The following is a 21,917-nucleotide window of genomic DNA, read 5'->3' as shown; positions in this document are numbered from 1 at the left end:
GGCGGGGCATGACTATCGAGACGATCGACCGCGCGAGCCTGGTGAACGAGGCGGACGCCACCGCGACCCGTGCCGCGGCGGCATTGGGCGCGCTGCAACGCGCCGACGGGCATTGGGTGTTCGAGCTCGAGGCCGATGCGACGATCCCGGCCGAATATGTGCTGCTCCGGCACTATCTGGGCGAGCCGCGCGACGTCGAGATCGAGCGCAAGATCGGCAATTATCTCCGCCGCATCCAGTCGGCGAGCCATCACGGCTGGGGACTGTTCCACGGCGGCGCGTTCGACGTGAGCGCGAGCGTGAAGGCGTATTTTGCGCTCAAGATGATCGGCGATGCGGTCGATGCCCCGCACATGGTGCAGGCGCGTGCCGCCATCCACAAGGCGGGGGGCGCTGCCGCGGTCAATGTGTTCACGCGGATCCAGCTCGCTTTGTTCGACTGCGCCGATTGGCGGACGGTGCCGACGCTGCCGGTCGAGCTGATCCTGCTGCCGCGCTGGTTCCCGGTCCATCTCTCGAAGATGTCGTATTGGGCGCGGACGGTGATCGTGCCGTTGCTCGTGCTCGCCGCGAAGAAGCCCGTTGCGCGCAACGTTTCGGGCGTGCGCGTCGACGAACTCTACACCCACAAGCGCGCGCCGCTCGAGAGCCGGGCGGCGGGGACCAAGCGCGCCTGGACGGCGTTCTTCAACGGGCTCGACGTCGTGCTCAAGGCGGGCGAGCCACTCTGGCCGAAGCGCACCCGCCGCCGCGCGATCCGCGCATGCCTCGACTTCGTCACCCAGCGGTTGAATGGCGAGGACGGATTGGGCGCGATCTATCCGGCGATGGCCAACAGCGTGATGATGCTCGATTGTCTGGGCTGCCCGGCGGATGATCCGATGCGGGCGATCGCGCGCGAATCGGTCGAGCGGCTGCTCGTGATCAAGGACGACGAGGCCTATTGCCAGCCGTGCGTGTCGCCGGTGTGGGATACCGCGCTTGCCGCGCATGCGATGCTCGAGGCGGGCGGCGACGATGCCGAGGCGCGCGCAATGGCGGGGCTGGCGTGGCTCAAGCCGCTGCAGGTGCTCGACGTGAAGGGCGACTGGGCGGAGGAAAAACCGGATGTCCGGCCAGGCGGCTGGGCGTTCCAGTACAACAACGCGCATTATCCCGATCTGGACGACACCGCTGTCGTGGTGATGGCGATGGACCGCGCGAAGGATCGCGGTGGCTTGCCCTATGACGAGCCGATCGCGCGCGGCGTCGAATGGACCGTGGGGCTGCAGAGCAAGGACGGCGGCTGGGGCGCGTTCGATGCCGACAACAGCTATCATTACCTCAACAACATCCCGTTCGCCGATCACGGCGCGCTGCTCGATCCGCCGACGAGCGACGTCACTGCGCGTGTAGTGTCGATGCTGGCGCAGCTGGGCGAGACCGATTCGCCGCGGATGAAGGCGGCCTTGGCGTTCCTCGAGAAGGAGCAGATGGCGGACGGCAGCTGGTTCGGACGCTGGGGGGTGAATTACATCTACGGCACCTGGTCGGTGCTGTGCGCGCTCAATGCCGCGGGGCTCGATCCGAAGCATCCGATGGTGCGCAAGGGCGCCGACTGGCTGCTCCACATCCAGAACCTCGACGGCGGCTGGGGCGAGGATTGCGAGAGCTATGCGCTCGATTACAAGGGCTACACGCCGGCGCCCTCGACCGCGTCGCAGACGGGATGGGCGCTGCTCGCGCTGATGGCGGCGGGGAAGGTCGATCATCCCGCGGTCGAGCGTGGGGTGCGCCATTTGATTGCGACGCAGGCGGCGGATGGGCTGTGGGGGCAGGAAAAATATACCGGCGGCGGTTTTCCGCGTGTCTTTTACCTCCGGTATCACGGGTATCCGGCGTATTTCCCGCTCTGGGCGGTGGCGCGGTATCGCAATTTGAAGCGCTCGAATGCGGGCCGGCCGGCGTTCGGGATGTGACGCTGCTCGTCGCCTGCGGGCTGCACCGCGAGGCGGCCATTATTGCGCGGCCGGGTGTCGTGGTAGTCGCTGGTGGCGGGGATGCGGCGCGGTTGGAGCGTGAGCTCGAGGCGGCTGTGGCTGGGGCGACCGCGATCCTGTCGTGCGGCGTCGCGGGCGCGCTCGATCCGGCATTGCGTGCCGGCGATGTCGTGGTGGGCACCCTCCACGACAGCCGTCACCCCGGACCTGTTCCGGGGTCCACTGTGCCGCAAAATCTACGGCCCGAGCACGCGCGGCACGGTGGACCCCGGGACGAGCCCGGGGTGACGGAGAAGGGGACTGGGCGCGAATTCGTGCGATGGCTCGTGCATCATCTTCCCGAGGCGCACGCTGGCACAATCGTCGGTGCCGCTACGATCATCGGCTCAGCCGCCGAAAAAGCAGCGCTCTATGCGCAAACCGGCGCAATCGCCGTCGACATGGAATCGCACATCGCCGCCCGCGTCGCCGCGCGCCACGGACTGCCCTTCGCGATCCTGCGCACGATCTCCGACACCGCCGACCATGCGCTTCCGCCGGCGGCGCTCGTCGGCATGAACCCCGACGGCAGCGTCGCGCTCGGCGCAATCCTCAAGTCGCTGGCGAAAAACCCCGCGCAGCTCCCCGCGCTCCTCCGCACCGGCCGCGATGCCGGTGCGGCGTTCCGCGCTTTAGGCCGCGCGCTGGGTGCGCTTGAAGCCGTCGGGATCGGCCGCCTTGATCTTCGCGAGTTCGGCCTCGACATGCGTTGAGTGGACGTCCTCGGCCTTGCGCGCATGGCTGAGGTCGATGTCGGGCGCCATCGGACCCTCGGTGCGGATGCCCTTGCGGCCGACGGTGAACATCTTGAGCGGGTTGCGCACGGCGTCTGCCGCGGCGGTGCCCTCGAAGCCGCAATGCACCATGCAGTTCGAGCACTTTTCATACTTGCCGACGCCGTACTGATCCCAGTCGGTGCCTTCCATCAGCTCGGCAAATGTGGGCACATAGCCCTCGCCGACGAGGTAGCACGGCTTCTGCCAGCCGAAGACGGTGCGCAGCGGCATCGACCAAGGTGTGCACTCGTAGGTCTGGTTGCCCGCGAGGAAATCAAGGAACAGCGGCGAGTTGGTGAAGCTCCACGCCCGCGCGCCATCGCCGCGCGAGAAGACGTCGCGGAAGAAGTTCTTGGTGCGCTCGCGCGTCAGGAAATGCTCCTGGTCGGCGGCGCGCTCGTACGAATAGCCCGGCGAGATGGTGATCTCGACGCCCAGCTCTTCCATGATGTCGAAGAATCCGGCGAGCCGCTCGGCCGAGGCGCCCTCGAACACGGTGCAATTGACCTGGACGCGGAAACCCTTCGACTTGGCGAGCTTGATCGCGTCGATCGCGATCTCGTACGTCCCGTCCTGGTCGACGGCGTGATCGTGCATGCCCTTGTCGCCATCGAGATGGATCGACCAGGTGAAATACGGCGACGGCTTGTAGTCGTCGATCTTCTTCTTGAGCAGCAGTGCGTTGGTGCAGAAGATCACGAACTTCTTCTTCGCGATATAGCCCTCGACGATGCGCGGCATGTCGCGGTGGAGGAGCGGCTCGCCGCCCGCGATCGAGACCGCGGGCGCGCCGCAATCGTCGATCGCTTCCATGCACTGCTCATACGACAGGCGCTGGTTGAGGATCGCGTCGGGATAATCGATCTTGCCGCAGCCGGGGCAAGCGAGATTGCAGCGCAGCAGCGGCTCGAGCATCAGCACGAGCGGGTATTTGCCGCCCATGATCTGGTTCTTGAGCGTGTAGGCGCCGATGCGCATGAGCGGAGCGAGGGGAAGCGTCATGGCTGTTCCTATGCGCCGACGGCGGCGCGTTTGGTAGGGGCAGGGTCGCGCAGTTCGCGCGGCAGGCCGAATTCGAGCGATTCGACGACGCCCGAGAGTTGCGTCACCTCGACCGGGCCGAGCTTGCGCAAGGCGGCGATCACGCTTTCGACGAGTTCGTCGGGGGCAGACGCGCCCGCGGTCAGGCCGACGCGCTCGATGCCCTCGAACCATGCCGGGTCGATCGCGCTGCCATCGGCGACGAGATAGCTCGGCAAGCCTTCGTCGGCGCCGAGATCGCGCAGGCGGCTTGAGTTCGAGCTGTTTTCGGAGCCCACGACGAGGATCAGATCGGCGACTTTGCAGAGGTCGCGCACCGCACTCTGGCGGTTCTGCGTCGCGTAGCAGATCTCCGACACGTCGGGGCCGATCAGGTTGGTGAAACGCTCGCCGAGCGAAGCGATGACGTTCTTGGTGTCGTCGACGCTGAGTGTGGTCTGCGTGATATAGGCCATCGGCGTATCGGTCGGCAGGTCGAGCGCGGCGACATCTGCCTCGGTCGAGACGAGATGCACCGGCGCATCGACCTGGCCGCGCGTGCCGACGACTTCGGCATGGCCCTCATGGCCGATCATCACCAGCGTGCGGCCGTCCTTGGCGTAGCGGCGGCCCTGCAGATGCACCTTGGTGACGAGCGGGCAGGTCGCGTCGAACACCGGCAGCTTGCGCGCCTTGGCTTCGTCCTCGACCGAGCGCGCGACGCCGTGCGCCGAGAACACCGTCATCGCGCCCTCGGGCACGTCGGACAATTCCTCGACGAACACCGCGCCCTTCGCGCGCAGCGTATCGACGACGTGGCGATTATGGACGATTTCGTGGCGGACATAGACGGGCGCACCGTAGCGATCGATCGCCCGCTCGACGATTTCGATAGCCCGTACGACCCCAGCGCAAAAACCGCGTGGGTTGGCGAGAATGACCTGCAAACACCGTTCCTTCCGTCCGCTCGAATGCCGAACCGGGCACGAACGCCCTACAGCATTCGCGCTAATCCGTCATCTATGCCTCCCAGATAGCTATCTTAGCCGCGTTGCAACATGAGGGGAACGCAAAAAAGCCGTCGGCGCGGGGCGGTGCCGCGACGAGCGTCGTGCAACCCGCCCGGCGCGAGCGCGTTCATCGCCGCTACAGCCGTTTGTGCTAGCGGCAGGACAGTGGTACCGGCGCTGCCCAGGCGGCCCCCCGGAATATCCCAATAGGAGCTTTCGATGACGTTTTCTCTCAGAGTGATCGTGCCTGCCGTGGCGCTTGTCCTCGCTGCGCCACTCGCCGCCCAGGCCAATGACCCTGCGCGCGCGCCGGTCCAGACGCTCGACGACGGCTTGCTCGCGATCATGAAGGGCGGCAAGGCGCTCGGGACCGCGGGCCGCGCTGCGCGGATCGGGCCGGTGGTCGACCAGACCTTCGACGTCGCGCTGATCACGCGGCTGTCGGTCGGTCCCGACTGGCTCAAGGTCGCGCCGGCCGATCAGACCGCGCTCGTCGCGGCGATGCGGCGGCTGACGGTCGCGCAATATGCGGCGAACTTCGACAGCTATGGCGGCGAGAGCTTCAAGATCGATCCCGCCGTCGAGACGCGCGGAACCGACAAGGTGGTGCGCACGACGCTCGCCGCGCCGAAGGGCGACCCGGTCGCGATCAGCTATCGGCTGCGCCAGAGCGGCGGGTCTTGGCGGATCGTCGATGTCTATTACAAGAACGCGATCAGCCAGCTCGCGACGCGCCGCGCGGACTTCGCGACGATCTTCGCCAAGGGCGGGGCAAAGGCGCTGATCAGCCACCTCAACGATCTTTCGGCCAAGGGCGGACGCTGATCTTGCGGCTGCGGGGGACGAGCAGTGCGATAGCGATGGCGCTCGCGCTGTTCGTCGCACCCGTGGCGATGGCGCAGGACGTCGCGGCGCCGGTAGCGGTCACGTCGCGTGCGGCAGCGCCGGCAGCGGCGCCTGCCGTGGCGAGCGAGGCGCGGCCGCGGCATCACCGGACCAAGGGCGATCCGCTCGAGGGCTTCAACCGGACGATGTTCTCGATCCACCAGTTCCTCGACCGGATCGCGTTCCGGCCGCTGGCGATGCTGTACAAGACGGTGGTCCCCAAGCCGCTGCGCACCGGGATCCGGCACGTCTTCTCGAATGTCGGCGAGCCGTTGGTGTTCGCCAACGACATGCTGCAGCTGAAGCCCAAGCGCGCGATCAAGACCGTCGGGCGGTTCTTGGTCAATTCGACGATCGGGATCGGCGGCGTGCTCGACGTCGCCAAGACGCGAGAGTTCAACCTGCCGCATCACGACAACAGCTTCGGCACGACGCTCGGGCATTACGGCCTGGGGCCCGGGCCGTACATCTTCCTGCCGCTGGTCGGCCCGAGCGATTTCCGCGATTTCGGGGCGGGCATCGCGCAGGGGCAAACCTATGCCTTCACGATCGGCACGCCCTTCGACCGCGCCGAATATCGCGTGTCGGAGGCTGTCCTGACCGGGCTCGATCTGCGTGTCGAATCGGATGGGGCGCTGAAGGCGCTGCTCGGCGGCGCGATCGATCCGTATGCGACACTGCGCTCGGCCTATCTGCAGGACCGCGCAGTGAGCATTGCCGAGAGCCATGGCGCCAAGGCTGCCGCGGCGAGCGCGCTCGACGATCCGTTGACCGATCCCGCGGCGGATCCGCTGGTGGATCCGGCAGCAGGGGCTGCGCCGGCGAGCGCGACTCCGGCAGCGAAGCCCGACGATTTCCCTGCGGATCCGGCGGCGGCGCCAACGCCGCCGTCTGCGGAGAAAACGCCGGTCGATGATTTTCCGGCTGATCCCGCAGCGCCGGTCAACCCGACGCCGTCGGTTCCCCCTGCTCCGGCGACTACCGCCGTCCAGCGATAGCGTCGTCGGGCGTCGAGCGCGCCGCCAGCCGCAAAGCATCCCCCTCCCGCCTGCGGGAGGGGTTAGGGGAGGGGCGTGCCTCACGCGGAGCGCAGGGGATCCAGGTCGTTCCCTCCCCCAGCCCCTCCCGCAGGCGGGAGGGGAGCAAGCGGGCTACGCCTTCTTCGCTCGCGGCGGGCCTAGCAACGCTGGCTCGAAGATCAGCGCACACACCAACGTCCACGCTAGCGAGATCATCAGGATCTTGCCCATGCTCGCCGTCCCCGGATGGTGCGACAGCCACAGGCTGCCGAACGCGCTCCCCGTCGCGAGCGCGCTGAACAGCACCGCGCGCGCGAGGCTCGATTGCAGCAGATCGGTCGCGCCATCGCGCCACGCCATCACGAAATAGATGTGGAACGCGACCCCCACGCCGAACAGCAACGGGAAGGCGATGATGTTGGCGAAGTTGATCGGCTGCCCGATCAGCACGCAGCTCCCCAGCGTCAGGAAGCCCGACAGCACGACCGGCGCGAGCGTGAAGGCGACTTCCTTCGCATCGCGCAGCACGACGAACAGCAGGCCGCTGACGAGCACGAGCGCGAGGATCCCGGCCTCGACGAACGCCCATGCAACCGTCCCCGCGGCTTCCTGCGTCGCGACCGGCAGGCCGCTGGCGGTCGGCGCGACCGCGCGGACGGCCTTGGTGAAGCGGCGGAGCACGGCATTGTCGTTGCTATTGCCCTTGGGGAACACCTGGACGAGCGCGCGGCCGTCCTTCGACACCCAGTCCCCCGCAATCTCGGGCGGAAGCGTCGCACGCGTCACTGGCTCGGCCTGGAGCGTCGCGCGGATCTGGTCGAGCATCGTGCCGAGCGGCGTGACGAGCAGCGCGCTCGCCTTTGTCCGCTCGGGTGGCGCAGCGCGCGCCAGGCGATCGAACGCCGTCGCGAGCCGGCGCGCATCGGCTGCGGCGGCACCGGGATGCGCGCTCGCGCTCGCGCGCAGTTCGCCAGCGACCTTCATTAGCGCCGCCACCGATTCGGCATCGCTTGGCGGCGGCGTCACGTCGAACGGATTGACCGCAGCGTCGAGCAGCAAGGCGGCGTCCTGCACCACCGCGAGCTTGGCGGGCTGATCCTCGGGCACGAACCCGTCGACCGACACCGCCTCGGCAACCTCGGGCAAGGTCCGCAGCTTCGCCGCGAGCGCCTTTGCCGCATCGGCATTGGGCGCGAGCACGTTGATCGTGTTGGGCGTGCGCAGCGGATCGCGCATCAGATCGGTCAATGCGACCATCGCCGGCCCGTCCTTGGCGCGCAAATGCAGCGGGTTGAAGTCGAACTGCACGAAGGGGAGCAACGCGATGCTCCCCGCCATCGACGCGGTAAATGCCCACAGCACCGTCTTGCGATGCGTGTGCAGCCAGTGGTCGAGCGGGGCGGCCGCGCTGAAGCCGACTTCGCGCCGCGGCGCGCCGGGCTTGAGCAGCATCAGCATTGCGGGCAGCAGCGTGACGCTCGCCACCAGCGCGACGACCATCCCGAGCCCGGCGATGATGCCGAGCTCGGCAATGCCGATATAGTCGGTCGGCAGGAACGCGCCGAAGCCGAGGAACACCGCCCCCGCGGCAAGCGCGAGCGGCGCGCCGAGCGCGGTCGCGGCACGCTGGAGGGCTGCCCCGGTATCGGCGCCGTCGAGCCGCTCGGCGTTGAAGCGCACCGAGATCTGGATGCCGAAATCGACCCCGAGCCCGACGAACAACGGAATGAACGCGACCGAGATCAGATTGAGCGCGCCGACCGCGAGCAGCCCGAGCGCGGTCGTGACCACGAGCCCGGCAACGATCGTCACGACGATCCCCGCGACGATCTTCACCGAGCGCGTCGCGAACCACAAGGTCAGCAGCATCGCGGCGGCCATCACCAGCCCGACGAAGCCAATATTCTCCTCGAGCGTCGCGAACTCCTCGTCGGCGAGCGGGACTTCGCCGGTCGTTCGCACGCTCACGCCATGCGCCGGATCGAGCCCGAGTTTGCTGGCCTGCGCGACGATCGCGGCGACGGCGTCCTCGCCGGGCTGCAGCGCGCCGTAATCGAGCTTGGGCTGCGCGAGGATCAGGCGCCTACGCGGCGGCGTGGCGCCCGAACCCGGTTCGGCGAACAGCTCCTGCCACGAGAAATAGGCGGGCTTGCCCGCCGCCGATGCATCGAGCGCAGCGGCCATCGTCCGCATCGGCCGCGCGATCCGCGAGAGGGGTACGTCCCCGCGCTCGACTCCGGTCAGCATCGTCGAGAACGCAGCCGCGATCCCGCGCAGCGACGGATCGCTAGCGAGCGGCCCGAGCAGCGGCTGCGCGCCGATCAGCGCCTTGGTCGACGCCTGCACCTCGGCGGTCGAGCCGAACAACAACCCTTCGCGGTCGAAATAGGCGCCGCCATCGGGTCGCTGGACGCGGCGGAAATGCGTCGTGTCCGCAGCGAGCGCGGCGGAGAGCTTGGCGGTCGCGGCTTCGGCGAGTTCGGGGGTCTTGCCGTCGACGATCACCAGCAGCACGTCGGACAGCTGCGGGAACGCGGTCTCGACCGCTTTCTCATTCTGTCGCCAGGCGATCTTGGGCGAGATCAGCGCCGCGGTGTCGGTGGTCATCGCGAAATGACCCGCGGCATAGACCGCCGCGCCCACGACGAGCGCGAGGCACAGGCCGAGCACTGCGAACGGACGCCGCACGCCGAGCGCGACGAGCTGCTGGAGCAAGCGGGCGATCACTTGGCGGGCGCGTTCGGGCCGATGAAATAGCGCAGCTTCAGCCGGATCGTCTTTTCCTGCCCGTCATAGTCGAACACGGCTTCCTCCCATTTCGGCGCGGCGAGCTTGATCTTGGCATCGTTCGAGAAGCCGACGCCTTCCTTCGGCACGCCGAACACCGCGCGGTCGAGCTTGTTGTTGCCATTCTGGTCGTAATACACCTCTGCGGCATAGCGACCCGGCTTCAGGCCACTCACCGTCACGATGGTCTGGCCAAGCCGCGCGGGCGCTTCGCCCGAGATCGGACAATCCTTGAGATACTGCGCTTGCGTGCAGAGATCGACATGGACGCGACCGGTGCGATCGCGGACGTTGTCGACCGCGATGTGGAGCTGTCCGCTCGACCCCTGGCCGGCGGTCAGCGCGAATACCGGCAGCGAAACGATCAGCAGCTTTGCTGCGCGCGGAAGCGAAGAGAAAGGTTGCATGGCGGCCCTTTAGACCAGATTGGGACCGGAATGAAACCGGCTGGTCGGGAGCGTTTGCGGGTGGTGCGCTGAACCCCGGCTTAAGCCGTTCCGCACTGCAACACGGCGACCGATGCGACCGCGATTGGCGATTGCGCGGCGGTCGGGTTGCTCTACTCTTGTACGCACCGCAGCAGCGCGTCGCAGAGGAATATACGTGAGCGAAGGGACATCGCAGGTGGCAACCGCCACCGACCGCTTTGCCGCCGCCCACGCCGCGCTCAAGGCCGATCCTGCGGTGCAGTTCACGCTCCAGCGCGCGCCGCCGCCGCCCCAGCCGCCCGAATGGTTGGTCCAGCTCGGCAAATGGCTCGGCAAGCTGTTCGAGCCCGTCGGGCGCGCGTTGCTGTGGATCGGTTCCCGCATGCCGCATTGGCCTTATGCGCGGATCCTGTTGTGGGGCGTGCTGGGGCTGGTCGCGATCGCGATTCTCTGGGCGGTGTATACCCGTGTGCGGCATGGCGAATGGCGCTGGCCGCGCTTCGTGCGGCGGCGTCCGACCGTGTCGCAGCCGATCGATGAAGCCTGGGCACCCGACGCAGCGCCGGTCCACGAGTGGCTGCGCGAGGCCGATCTGCTTGCGGCGGAAGGGCGCTACGCCGAGGCAGTGCATCATCTGTTGCGCCGCTCGATCGACGATATCGCGCGCCGCCGTCCGCAGCTCGTCCGTCCGGCGCTGACCAGCCGCGAATTGAGCGCATCGAGCGCGATCCCGTTTTCCGCCCGCGACCTGTTCGCCGGGATCGCGCGGCTGGTCGAGCGCAGCCTGTTCGGCGGGCGCCCGGTCGATGCGTCGGACTGGACGCAAGCGCGCGCCGCCTATCGCGACTTTGCGCTACCGGGATCATGGCGCGGATGAGCGACGTCACTGTCAGCGGGGCAAGTGGAGCGAATGCGTTCAGCGTGCGGACCGTCGCGATCCTGCTCGCGGTCGGCATCTTCGCGTTCATCGCGATGCTCGTGCTCGGTGCCTATGCGCCCGATCTGCGCTCGGGCCGCGACGGGCGCGCGCACGCGCTGTCGAACGCGGCGGTCGGCTATAGCGGGATCGTGCGGCTTGCCGAGGCGACGGGGCGCAACCCGCAGATCGTCCGCAATCCGCGGCAGCTGGCGGGCGAGGATCTCGTCGTGTTGACGCCCGAATCGGGCGCGACCGACATGACCAAGGCGCTTGCCGCGCGCGGGGCCAAGCCGACGCTTGTCATCTTGCCGAAATGGCGCACCTCGGTCGATCCGACGCATACCGGATGGGCGCGCTTCGTCGATTTCCGGGATGTGGATGATGTCGAGCGCGTCCTCGCGCCGCAATACAAGCTCAAGGTCACGCGCTACGCGAGCGGCGGGCGTCCGCTGCGCGCGCTGTCGTGGATGCCGCGCAGCATCGCGTTTGCCGCGCCGCGCCCGGTGCAGACGATCACCGGCCTCGACGTGCGTCCGATCCTGACCGACGCCGACGGGCATGTCGTGCTGGGCCAGATCGGTGGTGGGCCGCTCTATGTGCTCGCCGATCCCGATCTGTTGTCGAACATCGGCATGCGCGACCCGGCGCAGGCGCGTGCGGCGCTCGAGTTGCTCGACTGGCTGAATGCGACCGGCGCGAAGGCGATCACCTTCGACGTCACGCTCAACGGCTTCGGCGCATCGCCGAGCCCGCTCAAGCTGCTGTTCGATCCGCCGTTCCTCGCGATGACGCTGACGCTGGCGGCGGCGGTGCTGCTCGCAGGCGTTCAGGCGACCGCGCGCTTCGGCCCGGCGCGGCGGCGCGCGCGCGCGATCGCGTTCGGCAAGACCGCGCTGATCGACAATGCCGCAGCGCTCGTCCGCAAGGCCGGACGGCAGGGGCGGCTGGGCCCGCGCTATGTCGATCTGGTGCGCGAGCGCGCCGGCGGCGTGTTCGGCGTGCCCGCGCGGCTGCAGGGCGCGGCGGTCGACGGCTATCTCGACGGCCTGAGGGGGCGGGCGCGTTTTAGCGCGTTGGCGGCAGAGGCACAGGCGGCGCGCGATCCGCGCGCGATGCTCGCGGCGGCGCAAGCGCTGCATCATTGGTTATGGGAGAAGACGCGGTGACATTCGAAACGGTCGAAGACGTGGCGGCGCTCGGCGTGGCGATTCGCGACGAAATCGGCAAGGCGGTGGTCGGGCAGGAGCAGACCGTCGAGATCCTGCTCGTCGCGCTGTTCGCGGGCGGACACGTGCTGCTCGAAGGCCCGCCGGGGACTGCCAAGACGCTGCTTGCGCGGAGCTTCGCAAGGGTGGTCGGGCTCGATTACGGGCGTATTCAGTTCACGCCCGATCTGATGCCGGGCGACATCATCGGCGCGAACCTGTTCAACTTCCAGACGAGCAGCTTCACGCTGACGCGCGGGCCGATCTTTACCGATCTGTTGCTGGCCGACGAGATCAACCGCACCCCGCCCAAGACGCAGGCGGCATTGCTCGAGGCGATGCAGGAACGCACCGTGACGATCGACGGGCAGAGCCTCTCGCTCGGCGAACGCTTCATGGTTGTCGCGACGCAGAACCCGATCGAGCAGCAGGGCGTCTATCCGCTGCCCGAGGCGCAGCTCGATCGCTTCCTGTTCAAGCAGACCGTCGATTATCCGAGTGCCGCCGAGGAGCGCCGGATCATCGCCGCGCACGGCAGCGCCGCGCACGCGATGGAGCCGGCGGAATGGGGCGTCGCGCAGGTGTCCGACGCGGGCGTGATCGGCGCGGCGGTCGCTGTGGTCGGGCAGGTGCGGCTCGCCGACGAGGTGATCGACTACATCACCGCGCTGATCCGCGGGACGCGCGATGTCGCCGATCTCGAGAGCGGCGCGTCGCCGCGTGCGGGCGCGATGCTGGCGGGTGCGGCGCGGGCGCGGGCAGCGCTCGACGGGCGCGATTTCGTGATCCCCGACGATGTGAAGGCGCTTGCGCCGGCGTTGCTGCGGCACCGGCTGATCCTGTCGCCGGCGGCCGAGATCGACGGGCGCGCGATCGAGGATGTCGTGAGCCACATCATCGAGACGATCGAAGCACCGCGGTGATGAGCCCCGCGCTCCCTATCCACCGCCACCCCCGCGAACGCGGGGGTCCCGCTTCTTCTTCGGCGGCGGGAAGAAGCGGGATCCCCGCGTTCGCGGGGATGACGGGGGCGGGCGTGGTGCGCGTGCAGCGGGCAATCGCGCAATGATCTACCCCACGCGTACCGCAGTCCTGGCCGCAGCAGCTGGCGCGCCGGTGGCCTTGCTGATCGCGGTGGCGCTCCCCGGTCGCTGGTATGTCGGGCTCGCCTGGCCGATCGCGGTGCTGCTGCTCACCGCGTTCGATGCTTTCAGCGCGCACCGCACCGCGACCGCCAGCCTTTCGGTCCCGACGACTGCCCCGGTCGGTGCGACGGTCGACGCGACGATCCGCGTTGCGATCGCGGGCGGCCGGCCGCCGCGCAGTGCAGAGGTAGCGCTCGATGGCGGACCGTTGCTCGCGCTCGAGAATGACGGACGGCTGTGGCTCACGCTGCACGACGGGCGCGGCGAAGCGCTGCTCCCGCTCACCACGCTGCGGCGTGGCACCGCGCGAGTCGACCGCCTGTGGCTCCGGTGGCGCGGGGGCTTCGGGCTGGCGTGGCAGCAGCGGATCCTCCCCGCCGACGTGACGCTGCCGATCCTCCCCGACATCCGTGCGCTGCACGACCGCGGCGCGCAGATCTTCCAGCGTCACGCGCTGTCCGGCCTGCTCGCGCAGATCGACCGCGGCGACGGCACCGATTTCGATGCGCTGGTCGAGTTCCGCTCGGGGATGGACCGCCGGTCGATCGACTGGAAACAGTCGGCGCGCCAGACCAAGCTCCACGCCAAGGAATATCGCAGCGAGCGCAACAACCAGATCGTCTTCGCGATCGATTCCGGGCGGCAGATGTCTGAGCCCGTCGCCGGCCTGCCGCGCGTCGATCGCGCGGTGTCGGCGATGCTGCTGACTGCCTGGATCGCGTTGAAGCTCGGCGACCGCGTCGCGCTCCACGCGTTCGATTCGCGGCCACGGATCGCGAGCGGGCTGGTGTCGGGAATGCCGGCCTTCGCCAATCTCCAGCGGCTTGCGGCCGCGATCGATTATAGCGGCGAGGAGACCAACTACAGCTTCGCGCTGACCACGCTCGCCGCAAAGCTGACGCGACGCTCGATGATCGTGCTGTTCACCGAATTTACCGACCTGACCTCGGCCGACTTTCTGGTCCGGGCGGCGGCCCGGCTGCTCAAGGGGCATTTGCTGCTCGTCGTCGTGCTGCGCGACGAGGAGGTCGAGCGTCTCGTCGATGCGGCCCCGACGAACGCCGACGACGTAACGCGCGCCGTCACCGCCGCGGCGTTGCTGCGCGATCGCAAGCTGGTGCTCACACGTCTCCAGCATCTCGGCGTGCATGTGATCGAAAGCGCGCACGACCGCGTCGGCGAGGAGCTCGTCGCGGGCTATGTCGCGCTGAAACGCAGGAACCTGCTCTGATGGCCACCGCTCTCCTCGCTGCGCAACCTGCCATGGTCAACGCCAGCCGCTTCCGCGCGGCGCACGACGCCGACTGGCAGCGGCTCGAAGCGCTGGTGACGCGGATCGAGAAACGCTCGATCAAGGCGCTGAGCGACGACGATCTGCTCGCTTTGCCCGTGCTGTACCGCACAGCCCTGTCCTCGTTGTCGATCGCGCGCGAGACGTCGCTCGACCGCGCGTTGGTCACCTATCTCGAACAGCTGTGCACGCGCGCCTATTTCCAGCTGTACGGCGTGCCGACCTCAGCCGTGCGGCAATTGCGCGTTTTCTTCACGCAAACATGGCCCGCCGCGGTCCGCGCGCTGTGGCGCGAGACGCTCGTCTCACTGCTGCTGACGGTGGCGGGCGCGGTCGTCGGCTATCTGCTGGTGCGCTCCGATCCCGGCTGGTTTTTCGGACTGGTCGGCCAGGGGATGGCGGGCGGGCGCGATCCGTCGGCCTCGGTCGAGACGTTGCGGGGCACGCTGTACGGCAAGCATGACGACATGCTGACGATCTTCGCCGCCTATCTGTTCACGCACAACGCGCAGATCGCGATCTTCTCGTTCGCGCTGGGCTTTGCCTTCGCAGTGCCGACGGCGTTGCTGATCGCGTATAACGGGCTGATGCTCGGTGCGTTTTTAGCGGTGTTCGTGCCCAAGGGACTGGGCTTCGGCTTTGCCGGCTGGATCGCGATCCACGGCACGACCGAACTGTTCGCGATCATCCTGTCGGGTGCGGCGGGGTTCCGCATCGGCACCGCGATCGCCTTTCCCGGGCGCGCGACGCGCGGCGACGCGGCGGTGCAGGCGGGCAAGACGGGCGCGACCGTGATGGGGGGGGCGGTCGTGATGCTGCTCGTCGCCGGGCTGCTCGAAGGGATCGGGCGGCAGACGGTGACCAACGATCTCGCGCGCTATGCGATCGGCTCGGTGATGCTCGTCGGCTGGCTGCTCTATTTCTATCTGCCGAGGAGTCGCCGCGATGGCGTGGCTGCGGCGTAAGGCGCGCAAGGCGCCGCTGTCGCTGCGGCGCAGCTTCGTCACGCCCGAGGGCGTCGATCTGCGGATCGAGCTCGGCAGCGCGGGCGAGCGCGCGGGGGCGTTCGTGATCGACCTGCTGGCGATTCTCGTCGTGCTGATCGTCGCGACGATCGCGATCGCGTATCTCGCCTGGGCGAGTCATCAAGGCGCGTTTGCGGTGCTGTGGCTGCTCGGCTTCTTCGTGCTGCGCAACGGCTGGTTCGCGCTGTTCGAGCTGAGCGGGAGCGGGTCGACGCCGGGCAAGCGGCTCGTCGGCCTGCGAGTCGTCGCGCGCGACGGGGCGCGGCTGACCGGCGGCGCGGTGATCGCGCGCAACGCGATGCGCGAGATCGAGCTGTTTCTGCCGCTGAGCTTCCTCGGCAGCCAGGCGGTGCATGGCTGGGCCGACAGCGCGCTGACGCTGTTCGCATTGGGCTGGAGCGGCATCTTCCTGTTCTTCCCGCTGTTCAACCGCGACCGGCTGCGCGTCGGCGATCTGCTTGCGGGGACGTGGGTCGTGCATACGGTGCGGGGAAAGCTTGGTTCTGATCTTGTCGTGCCGGTCGAGCGCGAGCGGCGCGTGTTCAGCGAGGCGGCGCTCGGGCTGTACGGCGTGTACGAGCTGCAGATGCTCGAGGAAGTGCTGCGCGGCGGGAGCAAAGAGGCGATCGTCACCGTCGCCGCGACGATCCGGCGCAAGGCGGGGCTGCCCGACGACCACGACGATCTCGGCTTCCTGACCGATTATTATGCGGCGCTGTGCGGGCGGCTGGAGCGCGGGCTGCTCGTCGGGCGACGGCGGGCGGACAAGTTCGCGTGATCCGCCATCCTTCGTCACCCCGGCCTTGCGCCGGGGCCACCGGGATACGCGTGCTGCCGCGGACGCGCGCGCGGAACGGTGGGCCCCCGCACAAGGCCGGGGTGACGGTGAGGAGGCGTGTCTGTTGAACCCCGATCCAGGCGCAGCCCATGCCCCGTAACCGCTATTATTCCGGCCCGCCGAGCGACCATTTCGACGGCGTGCGCTTCTTCAACCCTGGCCAGCCATCGAGCGATGCCGGGCTTGGTGCGGTGCTGCGCTGGAAACTGGCGAACGGCGCAGCGCGCTGGCCGGCGTCGGTGCCGGTGGTCTCGGCCAAGCCCGTCGCGCGGCACGACGGCTTGCGCGTCACGATGGTGGGCCACGCGTCGCTGCTGATCCAGGCGGCCGGGGTCAATATCCTGACCGATCCCGTGTGGTCGGAGCGCGCGAGCCCGTTCTCCTTCCTCGGCCCCAAGCGAGTCACCGCGCCGGGGATCGCGTTCGAGGATCTGCCGCCGATCCACATCGTGCTGCTCAGCCACTGCCATTACGACCATCTCGATCTCGCCACGTTGCGCCGGCTCCACGCCGCGCACGCGCCGCTGATGGCGATGCCGCTCGGAAACGGCGCGATCGTCCGCGCGGCGATCCCCGAGGCAGGTTGCGTCGTCGGCGACTGGTGGGACAGCCTGGCACTGGCTGAGGGCTTCGCAACGACGCTGACCCCGGCGCGGCACTGGGCGAATCGCTGGCCGACCGACGTGCGGATGGCGCTGTGGGCGGGGCATTATCTCACGACGCCGGTCGGGACGGTGTGGTTCGTCGGCGACACGGGCTATGGCGACGGCGCGATCTTCGGCAGCGTCCGCGAGCGGCTCGGCGCGCCCGACGTCGCGTTGATCCCGATCGGTGCGTACGAACCACGCTGGTTCATGGCCGAGCAGCATGTCGATCCGGCGGAAGCCGTGCGAATTTTCGAGGATGTCGAAGCGCGGCAGGCGCTCGGCATCCATTGGGGGACCTTCCAGCTGACCGACGAAGCGCGCGATGCGCCGCAGTTGGCGCTGGGCGCAGAGCTGTCGGCGGCGGGGATCGCGGCATCGCGCTTCGTCGCGGCGGAACCGGGCGGGGTGTACGACATGGATCGAGGGGCGAGCGGCGCGGCCGCCTGAGGCGTTGGCGCGCCCGGAGGGAGTCGAACCCCCGACCGAGGAGGTAGAAGCTCCTTGCTCTATCCAACTGAGCTACGGGCGCGCACTGGCTGTGCCATTAGCGCGGATTGCGTGCGCGCGAAACCGGCTTCATAGCTTGGGTCGATCAGGGAGCGAAACGACATGGATGGTTTGAAAACGATCACCGCGGAGCAGACGCGCGGTCGCGAATTCCGCTATTTCGATTTCGTCATGGTCGCCTTCGTCGTCGTCCTGTTGCTGTCGAACGTCGTCGGCGCGGGGAAACGCTCGGTGATCGACTTGCCGTGGATCGGGCCCTGGCCGTTCGGCGCGGGAATCCTGTTCTTCCCGGTCAGCTATGTGATCGGCGACATCCTGACCGAGGTGTACGGCTATGCCCGCGCGCGGCGCTGCGTGTGGGCGGGGTTCGGCGCGCTGATTTTCCTCGCGCTGATGGAGCAGATCGTCGTCGCGTTGCCGCCGGCGGCGGCGTGGAACGGGCAAGCGGCGTATGAATATGTCTTCGGCCGCTCGATCTTCGTCGATCCTGCCGCGGCGACCGGCTTGCGCATCATCCTCGCCTCGGTGACGGCCTTCTGGGTCGGCGAATTCGCCAACAGTTTCGTGCTCGCCAAGCTCAAGATCCTGACCGAGGGCCGGATGCTGTGGACTCGGACGATCGGTTCGACCGTCGTGGCGCAGGGGTTCGACAGCTTGATCTTCTACCCGCTCGCCTTCTATGGCGCGCCAGATTGGCCGGTCGAGGCGATGCTCGCGGTGATGGTCAGCCAGTTCTTGTTGAAGGTGTCGTGGGAGGTGCTGCTGACGCCGTTCACCTATCTCGTGGTGAACTTCCTCAAGCGCGGCGAGGGGGTCGACGTGTACGACCGCGGGACCGACTTCTCGCCGTTCCGCGCGCGGGTGTAGCGGCCGCTTCGGTTTTGCCCCAACTCGTCACCCCGGCCCTGTGCCGGGGCCCACCGTGCCGCGTTCGCAACGGGCGCAGCACGCGCGTCCCGGTGGACCCCGGCACAAGGCCGGGGTGACGATCGGTTTGTCAGGCCCGGACCGCCTCGAACAGGCCCTCGAACATCCGCCGGCCGTCGTCGCCGCCATGCGCGGCGGTTTCGATCCGCCGCTCGGGGTGCGGCATCAGGCCGAGCACGTTGCCCGCCGGGCTGAGCACGCCGGCGATGCCGCGCGCCGAGCCGTTGACCGGCCCCGCATAGCGGAACGCGACACGGCCTTCGCCCTCGAGCCGGTCGAGCGTTTCTTCGTCGGCCGAGTAATTGCCATCGTGATGCGCGACCGGATAGACGATCTGCTCGCCCGCGGCGTAGCGGCTGGTGAAGACGCTCTGGCTGGTGCCGACCGTCAGCGCGACGTCGCGGCAGACGAAATCGAGCCCGGCATTGCGCATCAGCGCGCCCGGCAGCAGGCCCGCCTCGGTCAGGATCTGGAAGCCGTTGCAAATGCCGAGCACGGGCACGCCGCGCCCCGCCGCGTCGCTCACCGCGCGCATGATCGGCGATCGCGCGCCGATCGCGCCCGAGCGCAGATAGTCGCCATAGGAAAAGCCACCGGGAATCGCGATCAGGCCGACGCCGTCGGGCAGTTCGGTCTCGGCGTGCCACACCATCGTCGGCGCGGTGCCGCCGACCTGCTCGAGCGCGGTCGCGATATCGCGGTCGCAGTTCGAGCCGGGGAAGACGAGGACTGCGGTCTTCATACGCGCTCGACCCGATAGTTTTCGATGACGGTGTTGGCGAGCAGCTCGCGGCACATCGCGTCGACGCGCTCGTCGGTGGTGTCGTCGGCGACGTCGAGTTCGATCAGCTTGCCCGCGCGGACATCGTTGACGCCGGCGAAACCGAGGGTGCCGAGCGCCTTGTGGATCGCGCGGCCCTGCGGATCGAGCACGCCGGGCTTCAGCGTGACGAAAATGCGGAGCTTCATGGGGCTTGTCCTGGCTACGACGATTGAGCGCGCAAGCCTATGGCGACCCGCGGCCCGTGTCGCAAGCTTTACGCGCGCGGCTCACTCGGCCTTGGGTACGGCAGGCGCGCCGCTGAACCAGTGTGGCAGGCCGATCGTCGTTGCGATGCCGTAGCGGGCGAGCGCGGGCTTGGGCCACGGACCGGTCAGATAGAGCGGCGCGAAGCCGCCATCATCTTTCCCTGCGAGCAAGGCGCGGACATGCGCGTCACCCAGCCAGCGTTCCTCGCCGGTGAAGGCGCGGCGCAGCGCGACGGCATGGACTCGGCCGGACACCAGGATCTGGTGGTAGTCGAACGAATTGCGCAGTTCGCCGGTCGTGTCGGCCATCCAGGCGGTGGCGAAATAGGTCGGGATCCATTCCGCCGCGTTGGGGGCGGGGAAGATCACCATCCGCGCGGGCTCGCTCGGCCCGACTCGAATGGGTTCGAGCCGGATCGTCAGCGCGAGCAGTACGGGGGCTAGCGCGATCAGCAGGATCGGGCGGCGGCGCGCGTTGAGCAGGAAGCGCAGCGCGAACAGGCCGAACAGCGGCAACACCCATTTGAAATAGTGCAGATTGTTGAAGCGCCACAGGCCGGTCGGCAGCAGATCGACATACGCCAGCATCAGCACGCCGTAGATCACCCCCGCAGCGGCGACGGTGAGCGTCACGGGCCGTCGCGCAGGCGGCGTCGCGAGGCACGCCGCGATCAGCCCCGCGCCGCCGAGCAGCAGCCACGGCGCATATTCGAGCAACCCCATCCCCTCGCCGAACCAGCCGCGCGGGTCGACGAGCACGACATACGCCTTCCAGCCGAGCCAGGCGAAGGTGAAGCCGTATTGCGCCGAATAGAGCATGTAGGGGCTGGGCGCGGCGCCATAGATTGCGATGTAGAGCGTGGCGAGGAGCGCAAAGGCGATCGCGAAGCTGCCGATTGCGATACCAGCGGCGCGCCCGTCGCGCGCACGGTAGAGCGCTGCCGCCGCCGAGAGCGCGATGATCGCGCCGATGATCGCATCGCCGGGCCGAGCGAACGGGATCAGCCCGAGCGTGATGCCGATGATGCTCGCTGGCCAGCGGGATATGGTGATGGCGCGGGCCGTAGGCTCGGGCAGCGCTTCGTTAGCCGCGGCATCGAGACTGGGCCCCGGCTTTCGCCGGGGTACGGACATGCGCGGATTCGCCCACAGTTGCGCCATCGCGCCGAGCGCGAGCCACAGCAAGGCCGCCGAGGGTGTCGTCGTCCAGGGCTCGATCCACAGCTTGGCGATGCCGAATTGGGCGAGCGTCGTCGCGGCGAACAGCAGTGCCGCCCCCGCGCCGGGCACGCCGAATGCGCGCGCAACGCTCCTGAACCCGGCGAAGGCGAGCAGATAGCAGGCGAGATCGACGAAGAAGAAGGGCTGGCTCGGCCACGCCTGCAGGAACGGCATGCCCAGCAGCGGATAGAGCAGCGGATAATAATGGACGGCGGGATCGAAGTTCCCCGCCGCCAGCGCGCTCGCCGAGCGCACGTACAACGCCTGGTCCTGCCAGTCGTGCCAGTAGAGCAAAGAAGGGTCGCGCAGGCCGGGAAGCCCGACCACGCGCCACACCGTCAGCAGATACGCCAGAGCGAGCGCCGCGAACGGCCAGGCCGCCCGCGCCAGCGCTCGCGCTTGCATTGGGGCTTACTTGCCCTTGTTCAAACGATGCTGCTCGAGATCGAGCACCGCACCGTCGGTCTCCTCGGTCAGCAGGCCGAGCCGGCGCGCGACTTCCTGATAGGCCTCGACTTCACCGCCGAGATCACGACGGAAGCGATCCTTGTCGAGCTTCTCGTTGGTCGTCATGTCCCACAGGCGGCAGCCATCGGGGCTGATCTCGTCGGCGAGCAGGATGCGCGGATAGTCGTTGTCCCACACGCGTCCGAATTCGAGCTTGAAGTCGACCAGACGGATCCCGATCCCGGCGAACAGCCCGCACAGGAAATCGTTGATGCGGATCGCGAGGTCGGCGATGTCGTGCATCTCCTCCTGGCCCGCCCAGCCGAACGCGGCGATATGCTCGTCGGTGATCATCGGATCGCCGAGCGCGTCGTCCTTGTAATAATATTCGATGATCGTGCGCGGCAGCTGCGTGCCTTCCTCGATCCCGAGGCGAGTCGAGATCGACCCCGCCGCGACGTTGCGCACGACGACCTCGATCGGGATGATCTCGACTTGGCGGATCAACTGCTCGCGCATGTTGAGCCGGCGGATGAAGTGCGTCGGCACGCCGATCAGCCCGAGCAACGTGAAGATGTGCTCGGAAATCCGGTTGTTGAGCACGCCCTTGCCGCTGATCGTGCCCTTTTTCTGGGCGTTGAAAGCGGTGGCGTCATCCTTGAAATATTGGATCAGCGTACCCGGCTCGGGACCCTCGTAAAGGATCTTGGCCTTGCCTTCGTAGATCTGGCGGCGGCGTGCCATGTGCGCGGAAACCCTTAAATGAAGCGGCC

Annotated in this window: 20 protein-coding genes and 1 tRNA gene; 12 read left to right on the top strand and 9 right to left on the bottom strand. The window is 68.1% G+C overall.

Annotated features, from left to right (window positions below; translation table 11 throughout):
• Positions 1-8: 8 nt before the first annotated feature.
• Entirely contained in the window at positions 9-1,958 is a 1,950-nt protein-coding gene (gene shc / locus E2E30_RS11400; protein ID WP_133189887.1) for a squalene--hopene cyclase, read from the top strand.
• Entirely contained in the window at positions 1,955-2,731 is a 777-nt protein-coding gene (locus tag E2E30_RS11395) for a phosphorylase family protein (protein ID WP_133189885.1), read from the top strand. The genes shc and E2E30_RS11395 overlap by 4 nt, the downstream gene beginning before the upstream one ends.
• On the opposite strand, the gene hpnH is transcribed toward E2E30_RS11395, so the two are convergent.
• Positions 2,651-3,796 (bottom strand): adenosyl-hopene transferase HpnH, encoded by a 1,146-nt coding sequence (gene hpnH, locus E2E30_RS11390; protein ID WP_133189883.1) that lies wholly within the window; start codon positions 3,794-3,796, stop codon positions 2,651-2,653. The two genes, E2E30_RS11395 and hpnH, sit on opposite strands and share 81 nt — an antisense overlap.
• An 8-nt stretch (positions 3,797-3,804) precedes the next feature.
• The gene (ispH, locus tag E2E30_RS11385) at positions 3,805-4,761 is read right to left on the bottom strand and encodes a 4-hydroxy-3-methylbut-2-enyl diphosphate reductase (RefSeq protein ID WP_133189881.1); all 957 of its coding nucleotides are present in this window, start codon (positions 4,759-4,761) and stop codon (positions 3,805-3,807) included.
• A 282-nt stretch (positions 4,762-5,043) separates the two neighbouring features.
• On the opposite strand from ispH, the gene E2E30_RS11380 reads away from it, so the two are divergent.
• Together E2E30_RS11380 and E2E30_RS11375 are read left to right on the top strand one after the other, a co-directional pair.
• Entirely contained in the window at positions 5,044-5,649 is a 606-nt protein-coding gene (locus E2E30_RS11380; protein ID WP_133189879.1) for an ABC transporter substrate-binding protein, read from the top strand.
• 35 nt (positions 5,650-5,684) lie between these two features.
• Positions 5,685-6,707, top strand: a complete 1,023-nt coding sequence (locus E2E30_RS11375) for an MlaA family lipoprotein (RefSeq protein WP_133189877.1) — start codon at positions 5,685-5,687, stop codon at positions 6,705-6,707.
• A gap of 153 nt (positions 6,708-6,860) precedes the next feature.
• On the opposite strand, the gene E2E30_RS11370 is transcribed toward E2E30_RS11375, so the two are convergent.
• Both E2E30_RS11370 and E2E30_RS11365 read right to left on the bottom strand, forming a co-directional pair.
• Positions 6,861-9,455 (bottom strand): MMPL family transporter, encoded by a 2,595-nt coding sequence (locus tag E2E30_RS11370; protein WP_133189875.1) that lies wholly within the window; start codon positions 9,453-9,455, stop codon positions 6,861-6,863.
• Complete coding sequence (locus E2E30_RS11365; RefSeq protein ID WP_133189873.1) at positions 9,452-9,922, bottom strand: DUF2141 domain-containing protein; 471 nt, start codon at positions 9,920-9,922, stop codon at positions 9,452-9,454. The genes E2E30_RS11370 and E2E30_RS11365 overlap by 4 nt, the downstream gene beginning before the upstream one ends.
• Positions 9,923-10,118: 196 nt before the next feature.
• Between E2E30_RS11365 and E2E30_RS11360 the strand changes: the two genes are divergently transcribed.
• The 7 genes from E2E30_RS11360 to E2E30_RS11330 all read left to right on the top strand — a co-directional run bounded on the left by E2E30_RS11360 (position 10,119) and on the right by E2E30_RS11330 (position 17,460).
• On the top strand, positions 10,119-10,820 hold the full coding sequence (locus E2E30_RS11360) for a DUF4129 domain-containing protein (RefSeq protein ID WP_133189871.1): 702 nt from the start codon (positions 10,119-10,121) through the stop codon (positions 10,818-10,820).
• A complete protein-coding gene (locus E2E30_RS11355; RefSeq protein WP_133189869.1) occupies positions 10,817-12,028 on the top strand; it encodes a DUF4350 domain-containing protein in 1,212 nt (403 codons plus the stop codon). Before E2E30_RS11360 ends, E2E30_RS11355 begins: the two co-directional genes overlap by 4 nt.
• Positions 12,010-12,990 (top strand): AAA family ATPase, encoded by a 981-nt coding sequence (locus E2E30_RS11350; protein WP_133189867.1) that lies wholly within the window; start codon positions 12,010-12,012, stop codon positions 12,988-12,990. Before E2E30_RS11355 ends, E2E30_RS11350 begins: the two co-directional genes overlap by 19 nt.
• 142 nt (positions 12,991-13,132) lie before the next feature.
• The gene (locus E2E30_RS11345) at positions 13,133-14,443 is read left to right on the top strand and encodes a DUF58 domain-containing protein (protein WP_133189865.1); all 1,311 of its coding nucleotides are present in this window, start codon (positions 13,133-13,135) and stop codon (positions 14,441-14,443) included.
• Entirely contained in the window at positions 14,443-15,468 is a 1,026-nt protein-coding gene (locus tag E2E30_RS11340; RefSeq protein WP_133189863.1) for a stage II sporulation protein M, read from the top strand. Before E2E30_RS11345 ends, E2E30_RS11340 begins: the two co-directional genes overlap by 1 nt.
• Complete coding sequence (locus E2E30_RS11335) at positions 15,449-16,306, top strand: RDD family protein (RefSeq protein WP_133189861.1); 858 nt, start codon at positions 15,449-15,451, stop codon at positions 16,304-16,306. Before E2E30_RS11340 ends, E2E30_RS11335 begins: the two co-directional genes overlap by 20 nt.
• A 149-nt stretch (positions 16,307-16,455) precedes the next feature.
• The gene (locus E2E30_RS11330; protein ID WP_133189859.1) at positions 16,456-17,460 is read left to right on the top strand and encodes an MBL fold metallo-hydrolase; all 1,005 of its coding nucleotides are present in this window, start codon (positions 16,456-16,458) and stop codon (positions 17,458-17,460) included.
• Positions 17,461-17,465: 5 nt separating this feature from the next.
• Here E2E30_RS11330 and E2E30_RS11325 read toward each other — a convergent pair.
• Positions 17,466-17,542, bottom strand: a tRNA-Arg gene (locus tag E2E30_RS11325).
• 80 nt (positions 17,543-17,622) lie between these two features.
• Here E2E30_RS11325 and E2E30_RS11320 point away from each other — a divergent pair.
• Complete coding sequence (locus E2E30_RS11320) at positions 17,623-18,387, top strand: queuosine precursor transporter (RefSeq protein WP_133189857.1); 765 nt, start codon at positions 17,623-17,625, stop codon at positions 18,385-18,387.
• A 130-nt stretch (positions 18,388-18,517) separates the two neighbouring features.
• Here E2E30_RS11320 and purQ read toward each other — a convergent pair whose 3' ends face one another.
• The 4 genes from purQ to purC form a co-directional block, all read right to left on the bottom strand.
• On the bottom strand, positions 18,518-19,189 hold the full coding sequence (gene purQ, locus E2E30_RS11315) for a phosphoribosylformylglycinamidine synthase subunit PurQ (RefSeq protein WP_133189855.1): 672 nt from the start codon (positions 19,187-19,189) through the stop codon (positions 18,518-18,520).
• On the bottom strand, positions 19,186-19,416 hold the full coding sequence (gene purS / locus E2E30_RS11310; protein WP_010185224.1) for a phosphoribosylformylglycinamidine synthase subunit PurS: 231 nt from the start codon (positions 19,414-19,416) through the stop codon (positions 19,186-19,188). Before purS ends, purQ begins: the two co-directional genes overlap by 4 nt.
• Before the next feature lie 81 nt (positions 19,417-19,497).
• The gene (locus tag E2E30_RS11305; protein WP_133189853.1) at positions 19,498-21,102 is read right to left on the bottom strand and encodes a hypothetical protein; all 1,605 of its coding nucleotides are present in this window, start codon (positions 21,100-21,102) and stop codon (positions 19,498-19,500) included.
• A gap of 6 nt (positions 21,103-21,108) precedes the next feature.
• Positions 21,109-21,888 carry a phosphoribosylaminoimidazolesuccinocarboxamide synthase gene (gene purC, locus E2E30_RS11300; RefSeq protein ID WP_133189851.1) on the bottom strand — a complete coding sequence of 260 codons (780 nt, stop codon included), beginning with the start codon at positions 21,886-21,888 and terminating at the stop codon, positions 21,109-21,111.
• Positions 21,889-21,917 lie beyond the last annotated feature (29 nt).

It is taken from the genome of Sphingomonas sp. AAP5, from assembly GCF_004354345.1.
GTDB classification, from domain to species: Bacteria; Pseudomonadota; Alphaproteobacteria; order Sphingomonadales; family Sphingomonadaceae; genus Sphingomonas; species Sphingomonas glacialis.
Note: the sequence above shows the minus strand (reverse complement) of the source record. Positions and strands in the feature narration are given on the sequence as shown.